The organism is Elioraea sp. Yellowstone, from assembly GCF_006704265.1.
GTDB lineage: Bacteria > Pseudomonadota > Alphaproteobacteria > Acetobacterales > Acetobacteraceae > Elioraea.
This window is the reverse complement of sequence record NZ_VIKA01000120.1, coordinates 1-9,644: the sequence shown is the minus strand read 5'-3', so window position 1 is coordinate 9,644 and position 9,644 is coordinate 1. Positions and strand designations below refer to the sequence as shown.

The 9,644-nt window shown below is 72.2% G+C and carries 12 protein-coding genes and 1 tRNA gene; 8 read left to right on the top strand and 5 right to left on the bottom strand.

All coding sequences use genetic code 11. The annotated features are described in order from the left end of the window. The 3 genes from FK498_RS14445 to FK498_RS14435 form a co-directional block, all read right to left on the bottom strand. Positions 1 to 520, bottom strand: a 520-nt coding sequence (locus FK498_RS14445) for an aspartate/glutamate racemase family protein (protein ID WP_141855704.1), incomplete at its 3' end; no start/stop codon positions are given. 2 nt (positions 521 to 522) lie between these two features. Continuing rightward, entirely contained in the window at positions 523 to 951 is a 429-nt protein-coding gene (locus tag FK498_RS14440) for a hypothetical protein (protein WP_141855702.1), read from the bottom strand. A 64-nt stretch (positions 952 to 1,015) separates the two neighbouring features. Beyond that, complete coding sequence (locus FK498_RS14435; RefSeq protein WP_141855700.1) at positions 1,016 to 2,203, bottom strand: MFS transporter; 1,188 nt, start codon at positions 2,201 to 2,203, stop codon at positions 1,016 to 1,018. 124 nt (positions 2,204 to 2,327) lie between these two features. On the opposite strand from FK498_RS14435, the gene FK498_RS14430 reads away from it, so the two are divergent. The 6 genes from FK498_RS14430 to FK498_RS14405 all read left to right on the top strand — a co-directional run bounded on the left by FK498_RS14430 (position 2,328) and on the right by FK498_RS14405 (position 7,733). Next, a complete protein-coding gene (locus tag FK498_RS14430) occupies positions 2,328 to 2,918 on the top strand; it encodes a YqaA family protein (RefSeq protein WP_202614866.1) in 591 nt (196 codons plus the stop codon). 113 nt (positions 2,919 to 3,031) lie between these two features. Next, the gene (locus FK498_RS14425; RefSeq protein ID WP_141855698.1) at positions 3,032 to 4,330 is read left to right on the top strand and encodes an ABC transporter substrate-binding protein; all 1,299 of its coding nucleotides are present in this window, start codon (positions 3,032 to 3,034) and stop codon (positions 4,328 to 4,330) included. A gap of 48 nt (positions 4,331 to 4,378) precedes the next feature. After that, positions 4,379 to 5,131, top strand: a complete 753-nt coding sequence (locus FK498_RS14420; protein ID WP_237560958.1) for an ABC transporter ATP-binding protein — start codon at positions 4,379 to 4,381, stop codon at positions 5,129 to 5,131. Positions 5,132 to 5,142: 11 nt separating this feature from the next. After that, positions 5,143 to 5,847, top strand: a complete 705-nt coding sequence (locus FK498_RS14415) for an ABC transporter ATP-binding protein (RefSeq protein WP_141855708.1) — start codon at positions 5,143 to 5,145, stop codon at positions 5,845 to 5,847. Between the two features lie 12 nt (positions 5,848 to 5,859). Next, complete coding sequence (locus FK498_RS14410) at positions 5,860 to 6,717, top strand: branched-chain amino acid ABC transporter permease (RefSeq protein WP_141855696.1); 858 nt, start codon at positions 5,860 to 5,862, stop codon at positions 6,715 to 6,717. Then, a complete protein-coding gene (locus tag FK498_RS14405; protein WP_237560957.1) occupies positions 6,714 to 7,733 on the top strand; it encodes a branched-chain amino acid ABC transporter permease in 1,020 nt (339 codons plus the stop codon). The genes FK498_RS14410 and FK498_RS14405 overlap by 4 nt, the downstream gene beginning before the upstream one ends. A gap of 12 nt (positions 7,734 to 7,745) precedes the next feature. Here FK498_RS14405 and FK498_RS14400 read toward each other — a convergent pair. Next, a tRNA-Ile gene (locus FK498_RS14400) sits at positions 7,746 to 7,818 on the bottom strand. 232 nt (positions 7,819 to 8,050) lie between these two features. On the opposite strand from FK498_RS14400, the gene FK498_RS14395 reads away from it, so the two are divergent. Together FK498_RS14395 and ppa are read left to right on the top strand one after the other, a co-directional pair. Then, positions 8,051 to 8,710 (top strand): PEP-CTERM sorting domain-containing protein, encoded by a 660-nt coding sequence (locus FK498_RS14395; protein ID WP_161988427.1) that lies wholly within the window; start codon positions 8,051 to 8,053, stop codon positions 8,708 to 8,710. 124 nt (positions 8,711 to 8,834) lie between these two features. After that, positions 8,835 to 9,389: an inorganic diphosphatase gene (ppa, locus tag FK498_RS14390; RefSeq protein ID WP_141855689.1), complete on the top strand. Its 555-nt coding sequence runs from the start codon at positions 8,835 to 8,837 to the stop codon at positions 9,387 to 9,389. On the opposite strand, the gene FK498_RS14385 is transcribed toward ppa, so the two are convergent. Beyond that, positions 9,380 to 9,644, bottom strand: a 265-nt coding sequence (locus FK498_RS14385; protein ID WP_202614865.1) for an AEC family transporter, incomplete at its 5' end; no start/stop codon positions are given. The genes ppa and FK498_RS14385 overlap by 10 nt on opposite strands.

Here is a 9,644-nt window from a genome sequence, read left to right as displayed (position 1 = left end):
CGGCCTCGGCCGCGCGCGCGTCATGCCCCGCCCCGTCGCCCGCCTCGAGCGCCGCCATCGCCCCCTCGGCGAAGCCCTCGCGCAGGTCGAGCGCGATCCCGCGCGCGGCGGCGGCCTGGGCGAACTCGGGCCGCATCGAGGCGAAGGTCGGCCGGAAGGTCGCGACCAGGCCGATCCGCCCCGAGGGCGCGGCATCGAGCGCCGCCTCGATCATCGCCTCGTTCGGCTTCAGCACCGGCACCCCCGGATGCGCCGCCTTCACCGCCTCGATCGCCGGGCCGAAGGCCGAGCAGGTGAACAGGATCGCATCCGCCCCGCAGCGCCGCGCATAGGCGGCGAGGTCGAGGAAGCGCTCGGTCATCGCCGGCGTCAGCCCTCCCGCGCGCGCGAGATCGGCCGAGAGGCTGTCGTCCAGAAGGTTCATCAGGAAGGGCCCGGGCCAGAGCCGGGCGAAGGCCTCCATGATCGCGGGGGGCGACAGGCGGAGCGCGTGGATCAGCGCGATGCGGGGCGCCGCCATGATCACTGGTCCATGCAGGAGACGAGCGGCGAGGGGAAGTCGATGCAGCCGGGAAACGCGATCTCGCCGCCCGCGAGCCGCTGCACGCGCAGCACGTTCGGATCGCCGCAGCCGAACCCCACGCCGGCCAGCCGCGCGATCGGCCCCTGCGGGCGGGCGACCGGCCGGAAGCGGAACTCCACCCCGTCGGGGGTGGCGCGCACCGTCTCGATGATGCGTTCCTGGTAGGTCGGGTCGAGCAGCGTGACGTGCAGCACGATGTCGCGCGTGAAGATCACCGTCGGCCGGGCGAGGCACGCCGTCCGCCCCTCGCGCGTGGGCGGCATCAGCCCGCCGGTCCACGATCCGAAGAGGAAGGCGTGCGGCTCGGACTGGGCCTGCCCGGCGGCGGGGGCGAGCGACAGGAGGAGGGCGAGGAGGAGTCGGCGCAACGTCGGACCTCCGGCACGGGGTCGGGGGCGCCGAAGGTAGCGGAGCGTGCGCGCGTGCGGAACCTCAGGCGGCGCGGGCGGCCAGCGGCACGCGCGGGTCGCGCATCGGGATGTGCACGGCCGCGGCGAAGGCGCCCGCCAGGATGGCGATGATCCACATCAGGTCGTAGCTGCCGGTGCGGTCCCAGATCACGCCGCCGAGCCAGGCGCCCGTGAACCCCCCGATCTGGTGGCCGAGGAAGACGAGGCCGAAGATCGTCGCCAGCCACTGCGTGCCGAAGCGGCGCGCGACCAGCGCGACCGTCGGCGGCACGGTCGAGAGCCACAGGCCCCCCATCGCCGCGCTGAACAGCAGGAGCGTGGCCTCGGTCTTGGGGCCGAGGAGGAACGCCGCCATCACCGCCGCCCGCCCGGCATAGATCAGCATCAGGAGTTCGCGCCGCCGCCACCGTCCGGCGAGCTCGCCCGAGGCGAGCGAGCCCGCGATGTTGAACAGGCCGATCAGGCTGATCGCGGTCGCCCCCCAGGAGGGATGCAGCCCGCAGGAGGCGACGAAGCCCGGGATGTGCACGGTCAGGAACGAGACGTGCACGCCGCAGACGAAGAAGCCCCAGAACAGGCACCAGAAATGGCCGGTGGCGAGCGCCTCCCGCAGCGCCGCGCCGGCGCCGACGGGCCGGCCCTCGGCCGGCGGCGCCGGCCGGTCGGCGAGCGGGAGCGCGAGCGGGAGCGCCGCCACCGCCACCGCCGCCATCGCGACCAGCGCGCCCTGCCAGCCGAAGGCGTCGATGCCGAGCTGCACCAGCGGCACCACCGAGAACTGGCCGAAGGAGGAGCCGGCGGTGGCGAGCCCGGTGGCGCGCGCGCGCCACTCGGCCGGCAGCAGGCGCGAGAGGCTCGCCATCACGATCGGGAATCCGGCGGCCGAGACCGCCACCCCGAGCATCAGCCCCGCGCCGAGGAAGAAGGCGGCGAGCGAGCCCGCCAGCGCCATCACGAGCAGCCCGCCCGCGTAGAGCAGCCAGCCGGCGATCAGCACGCGCCGCCCGCCGATCCGGTCGGCGACGTTGCCGCACATCGGCTGGGAGACGCCGTTCAGCAGCACCTGCGCGGCGATCGCGAGCGCGAAGGCCGAGGCGGTCCAGCCCCGGGCGGCGGTCATCGGCGCGAGGAACAGCCCGAAGCTCTGCCTCAGCCCCATGGAGAGCGCGCAGAGCACGACCGCGCAGACGAGGAGGAGGCGGACGGGCATGGGACCGCCAGCCTAGCGGTGCGGAGTGGCGCGTCCAATCGATAGCGCTGAGGCGAGCCATGCGCCTTGCCGATGCCACGGTCGCGTGGCACGTCCCGGCCGCCCCTCGTCAGGCGGATCGCCCGTGGACCTTCCCTTCCTGCGCACCCTCTACGACCGCGTCCTCGCGCTTGCGGCCCATCCGCGGGCGCGGGTGTGGCTGTTCATCGTCGCCTTCGCCGAGTCCTCGGTCTTCCCGATCCCGCCCGACGTGATCCTCGCGCCGATGGCGGTGGCGCGGCCGGACCGGTGGCTCGCCTCGGCGCTGGTCTGCACCGCGGGCTCGGCGCTCGGCGGGGTCGCCGGCTACCTGATCGGCTGGGGCCTGTTCGAGGCGGTGGGCGTGCCGATCATCGAGCTCTACGCGATGCAGGACGCCTATGCGCGCTTCCGCGAGCTCTATCTCGCGTACGACTGGATCGTCGTGGCGATCGCCGGGTTCACGCCGATCCCCTACAAGCTCGCGACCATCGCCTCGGGTGCCGTGCAGATGGCGATCCTGCCCTTCGTGGCGGCGAGCGTGGCCTCGCGCGGCGCGCGCTTCCTGATGGTGGCGCTGGTGGCGGCGAAGTTGGGCCCGCCGGTGCTGGCGGTGATCGAGAGGCGGCTGACGCTCTTCACGATCGTCTTCCTGGTGCTGCTGGCGGGCGGGTTCGCGGTCGTGCGCTACCTCTGAGGCGCCGGCGGGAGGGCGGAGGCGGGCACCGATTGACAGCCGCCCGACCCGCCCGCGAACATGCCGCCAAGCCGGGGCGCGGAACGCCCGGCACGGGATCGGGGAGGACACGCATGCCGGGAGCCCACCGCCGCTGGATGTTCGGCGCCGTCGCCGCGGTCGCCTTCGCCGCCACGGCCGCCGCGCAGCAGCGCGAGATCAAGATCGGCGTGATCTACGACTACACCGGCCCCTTCGCCGCCGGCGGGTCGCTCGCCGCGGCGATCGGCACCAAGCACGCGATCGAGATGATCAACGAGCGCGGCGGGGTCGAGGGGTACCGCATCAACGCGATCTACGCCGACGCGCAGTCGCGCACCGAGGTCGCGATCAACGAGGCCACGCGCCTGCTCGAACAGGAGCGGGTCGACCTGATCATGGGCGTGTTCTCCTCCGCCCACTGCGTGCCGATGGCGCAGCGCGTCAACGCGCAGAAGCGCTTCATGTGGGCGAATGTCTGCGTCGCCTCCTCGGTGTTCAAGGACCGCAACCTCGAATACGTCTTCCGCGCCCAGGTGCACTCCGACCAGTTCGGCGAGGCCTCCTGCACCTTCGTCCACGAGGTGGCGCAGGAGAAGCTCGGCCGCCAGCCGCGCGACGTGCGCGTCGCGATCATCTACGAGGACGGTCCCTACGGCGCCGGGGTTGCCGCCGGCAACGAGGCGAAGTGCCGGGAGCTCGGCCTGAACATCGTGCTGAAGGAGGGCTATGCCGCCACCGCCCCGGACCTCTCCTCGCTGGTGACCAAGCTCCGCCGCGAGCGGCCGGACGTGATCCTGCACACCGGCTACAACCCCGACATCACGCTGTTCCTGCGCCAGTCGCGCGAGCTCGGCCTGCGCTGGCGCGCGCTGATCGGCCACGGCGCCGGCTACGGCCAGATCGACCGCCTGCGCGCGACCTTCGGGGCGGACGCCGACTACATCTTCAACGTCGATCCGGTGGCGGCACAGCTTCTCGACCCGAAGTCGCTCGCCCCTGGGCTCGGCGAGGTCACCGCCGAGATGGTGCGCCGCTACAAGGCCGAGACGAACGCGCAGGAGGTGCCGCCGCACACCTCGATGGGCTTCAACCAGACCTGGATCTTCCTCACCGACGTGCTGCCGCGCGCGATCCGCACCCATGGCGGGATCGACCCGGAGGCGCTGCGCAAGGCGGCGCTCGAGACCGACATCCCCGAGGGCGGCACGATCCAGGGCTACGGCGTGCGCTTCAACCCGCCGGGCCACCCGATGGCGGGGCAGAACGCGCGCTCGACGCCGGTGGTGATGCAGTACATCGGCGGCGAGACGAAGATCGTCTGGCCGCGCGCCCTGCGGACCGTCGACCCGGTGATCCCGCTGCCCGCGGGCCACGCCTACGCCGCACGCTGAGCGCCGGCGCGGCCGCCGCACGCCGGGCCGCGCCCCCGACGCCCGCCCATGATGCTGGAGGTTGCGAACCTGACGCGCCGGTTCGGCGGCTTCACCGCCGTCAGCCGCGTCTCCTTCGCGCTCGAGGAGGGCGAGATCCTCGGCCTGATCGGCCCGAACGGGTCGGGCAAGAGCACGACCTTCAACATGATCGCGGGCATGCTGCGCCCCACCGAGGGCTCGATCCGCTTCGCGGGCGAGGAGATCGGCGGGCTGAAGCCGGTCGAGATCTGCCACCGCGGCATCGGCCGCACCTTCCAGATCCCCCGCCCCTTCCGCCGCCTCGGCATCCTCGAGAACGTCGTCACCGCCGCCTATTTCGGCCAGCGCGAGCGGGTCTCGCGCGCCCGCGCGCAGGCCCAGGCCGAGGAGGCGCTGGCGCTGGTCGGGCTGCCCGCCGACCCGCGGGCGGAGGTGGCGGGGCTCGGCGCGGCGGGGCTGAAGAAGCTCGAACTCGCGCGCGCGCTCGCCACCCAGCCCCGGCTGCTGCTCGCCGACGAGAGCCTGGGCGGGCTCGACGAGTCCGAGATGGACCAGGCCGCCGACATGCTCGGGCGCATCCGCCGCGACAAGGGCATCACCATCATCTGGGTCGAGCACATCATGGGGGTGCTGATGCGCGTGGTCGACCGCGTGATCGTGCTCGACCACGGCGAGAAGATCGCCGAGGGCACGCCGCGCGCGGTCGCCGAGGACCCGAAGGTGATCGAGATCTATCTCGGCGCCGAGCGCGTCGCCTTCGCCGGGGACCGGCCGGCGTGAGCGGCGGGGCGATGCTGGAGGTGCGCGGCGTCTCGGCCGGCTACGGCGGCTTCCGCGCGCTCTCCGACGTCAGCCTCGAGGTGCGCGCGGGCGAGGCGGTCGCGGTGATCGGGCCGAACGGCGCGGGCAAGACGACGCTGCTCCGCGTGATCTCGAAGCTGATCCCGGCGAGCGCCGGCGAGATCGTCATGACCGGCGTGAAGCTGGCCGACGTGCCGCCCGAGAAGGTGGTGGAGCTCGGCATCGCGCACGTGCCGGAGAACCGCCGCCTGTTCCCGCGCCTGACGGTGGAGGAGAACCTGCGCATGGGCGCCTTCGTGCCTGCGGCGCGGGCGCGCTTCCGCGAGCGGCTGGAGTTCGTCTACGCGCTCTTCCCGCGCCTGCGCGAGCGGCGCGACCAGCTCGCCGGCACGATGTCGGGCGGCGAGCAGCAGATGTGCGCGATCGGCCGGGCGCTGATGAGCGGGCCCAGGCTCCTGCTCATGGACGAGCCCTCGGCCGGGCTCGCGCCGGTGATCGTGCAGCAGGTCTTCGAGCTCGTCCGGCGCATCCGCGCCGAGGGCTACACCGTGCTGATCGTCGAGCAGAACGTGCAGCAGGTGCTGCGCGTGGTCGACCGCGCCTATCTGCTCGAGGTCGGCGGCATCAGGCTCGCGGGCAGCGCGGCGGAACTGCTCGCCTCGGATGCGATCCGCCGCTCCTATCTCGGCCTCTGACGGAGGGACCGCGTGTTCGACATCTTCCTGATCGAGGCGGTGATCAACGGGGTGCTGCTGGGCGGCGTGCTGGCGCTGCTGGCGCTCGGGCTCAACCTCGTCTTCGGCGTGATCGACGTGGTGTGGATCTGCTACGCCGAGCTGGTGATGATCGGCATGTACGCGATCTGGTGGCTGTTCGTGCACTACGGCGTGCCGCTGCCGGTCGCGATCGGGGCGGCGGTGGCGCTGGTCGCGCTCGCCGGTGTCGCGCTGCACGTGCTGGTGATCCAGCCGGTGCTGGGCACGCCGCCGATCAACCAGCTCCTGGTCACGGGCGGGGTGCTGTTCTTCCTGCAGGCCGCGGCCACCCTGGCCTTCGGCATCGAGTTCCGCAATCTCGGGCTGCGCATGCCGATCGTCGAGGTCGGCGAGATGTTCTTCAGCTTCGCCCGCATCCTCGCCTTCGCCACCGCGCTCGCGGGCGTCGCCGCGCTGTGGCTGTTCCTCACGCGCACCTATCTGGGCACGGCGATCCGCGCGATCAGCCAGGACCGCGAGATCATGCCGCTGATGGGCGTGAACCCGCGGCGGATCTACCTCGTCACCTCGGCGATCGGCGGCGGCATGGCGGGCATCGCCGCCGCCCTGCTGGCGCTGCAGTACGACGTGCACCCGGCGATCGGCCTCTCCTTCGGGCCGATCACCTTCATGATCTGCGTGCTGGGCGGGCTCGGCAACATGGCGGGCGGGTTCGTCGCCGCCTTCGTGTTCGCGCAGTTCATCTCGGTGGGCGGGTTCTACGCCCAGGTCGAGTGGGGCTACGTGATCGCCTTCGCCTTCTTCATCGTCATGATGTTCGTCCGTCCGCAGGGGCTGTTCAGCCGGTGAGCGCCGGGGCCGCCCTGCCGCGCCGGCTGCCGCCGCTCGCCGGCCTCGCCGCGCTCGCCGCCGTGCCGCTGGTCGGGCTCGGCAACTACCACCTGCATCTCGCGATCACGATCCTGATCTGGGGCTTCGTCTACACCGCCTGGTCGATCATGGGCCGGTTCGGCATGGTCTCGCTCGGCCACGGCGCCTTCCTCGGCATCGGCGCCTATGTCACGGCCATGCTCTGGAACGCGTTCGGGCTCGCGCCCTGGATCGGCATCCCGATCGCGCTCGCGCTCGCCGTGCTGATGGCCTTCGTGATCGGCTATCCGTGCTTCCGCTTCCGCATCGTCGGCCACTACTTCGCGCTGGTCACGCTGGCGCTCGGCGAGGTGGTGCGGCTGACCATCGTCGCGCTGCGCGACCACACCGGCGGCTCGCTCGGCATGACGGTCGAGGGCGTTGCCGGCGGCACCTCGCTGCTCGCGCTGCAGTTCGGCGACCGCGGCGCGTTCTTCTACCTCGCGCTCGCGGTCTGGCTGGGCGGGCTCTGGGTCTGGCGCCTGGTCGACCGGTCGATGCTGCGCTACGCGCTCGAAGCCGCCTCCGAGGACGAGGACGCCGCCGCCTCGATCGGCGTGGACGTGACGCGCGCCAAGCTCGCGATCACCATGCTGAGCGCGGCGATGACCGCGCTCGGCGGCGCGCTCTACGCGCAGTACCAGCTCTACATCAACCCGGAGACCGTCTCGGGCATCGGCATCTCGCTGCAGATCGTGTTCGCGGTGATCGCGGGCGGGCTCTACGTGCAGGCCGGGCCGACGGTCGGCGCGGTGATCACGCTGCTGCTCGCCGAGACGCTGCGCGTCGCGGTCGGGCACGACGTGCACGGGCTCGACGGCACGATCTACGGGCTGCTCCTGGTGCTGTTCATCATCTACATGCCGCAGGGGGTGAGCGGCTTCGCGCTCGCCCTCTGGCGGGGGCTGCGCGATGGCGGGGCGCGGCGGGCGGACGCCGGCGCCGCGGCGCGCTGAGGGCCCGGGCGGTGGGCCGGGCAGGACTCGAACCCGCAACCAAGCCGTTATGAGCGGCCCGCTCTGACCGTTGAGCTACCGGCCCCGCCGCCGCAGTGATGCGGGGCCGGGGCGGGGCGCGCAAGCCCCGCATGCAGACCGGCAGGAGGCGACAATAATCGCGACGCCGCCACAAGATGCTGTCGGAAAACTTGACAGCCGGCGCGATCGTCGCACCAGGAAAACGGAAAAACCGCGTCGTTCAACGCAGTGAAGTCCTGGCATCACGGTTGCATGAACTTCCCGGCCACCACCTGGCAGTGTTCGAGGAGTTGCGAATGCGAAAGACGATCCTTGCGGCGGCCGTCGCCGCCGGGGCGATGGGTCTCGGCGCCCCCGCCGAGGCCGGCACCATCGTCCACGACAGCGCGGCCGAGTTCGCCGCCATCAACCTCACCCAGGGCCTGCGCGGCAACGGCACGCCCGTGCTCGCCGCCCGGTCGAACATCAACAACATGTTCGACAACAACCTGGGCACCATGCTCTCGCTCGGGCTCGGCGGCCAGATCGATTTCCTGGTCACGCCGACCGACTACGCCCTCACCTCGGGCTCGATCATCGAGCTGACCTTCGGCACCTCCGGCTACCCGGAGACCGCCGGGCTCTGGCTCGGCACCGATCTCGGCTCGTGGATCAAGATCGGCGACCTGAACAACAGCCATGTCTCCGGCGGTCCCTCGGTGACCAATCTCGCACCGGCGGTCGCCACGCTCGGTGTGGTCGCCAACGGCTCCACCAGCAGCTACGTGCTGACCCTGGTCTCGGGGACGTTCAACTCGCTGCGCCTGGTCGACGCCTCGCCGAACACGGGTCCGGACCGCGACGGCTTCGACATCGCCGAACTCCGGCTGACCTCGGTGCCGGAGCCGGCCTCGCTCGCGCTGATCGGCGCGGGTCTGCTCGGCCTCGGCCTCGCGCGCGCGCGCCGGCGCGGCTGAGCGCAGCCTGCCGGGGTGCACGGGAGGGCGGCGTCCGCGGGCGCCGCCCTCTCCGTCCCGGCGCGGCCGTGGTCCCGACCGGCCGGCGCCGCTATCGTCGCGCGGGCATCCTCAGGAGGTTCCCGTGGACATCAGCCGCATCGCGATCGGCCGCAACCCGCCGCAGGACGTGAACGTGATCGTCGAGATCCCGCAGGGCGGCGTGCCGGTGAAGTACGAGCTCGACAAGGACAGCGGGGCACTGATGGTGGACCGCTTCCTGCACACGGCGATGTACTACCCCGGCAATTACGGCTTCATCCCGCACACCCTCGCCGAGGACGGCGACCCGATGGACGTGATGATCGTCACCCAGGCGGTGCTGGTGCCGGGCTGCATCGTGCGCTGCCGTCCCGTCGGCGTGCTGCGGATGCGCGACGAGGCGGGCGCGGACGAGAAGGTGCTGGCGGTGCCGGTGGACAAGCTGCATCCGTTCTATTCCGGCATCCGCAGCTACGCCGACCTGCCGGCGATCCTGATCGACCAGATCGCGCACTTCTTCAAGCACTACAAGGATCTCGAGAAGGGCAAGACGGTCACGCTCGGCGACTGGGCCGGCCCCGATGTGGCCGAGCGGCTGATCCTCGAGAGCATCCGCCGCGCCGAGGATGCGCGCGACGCGAAGCCGCATTACGCGTAGGCGAGCGCCGCGCTCCAGCCGGCGAGCGTCGGCAGGCTGAGCACGGTCGTCCAGAGGCAGAGCGCGGCGGCGGCGCGGATGTCCTGCCCGCCCGCCCCCGCGATCAGGAAGTAGCCGAGGCTGGTCGGTGTCGCGGCCATCAGCACGGTCGCCGCGGTCGCGCCGTGCGGCAGGCCGAGCGCGGCCGCCGCCGCCCAGGCGAGCGCCGGGTGCAGGACCAGCTTGCCCGGCAGGGCCGCCCGCACGGGCCTGAGC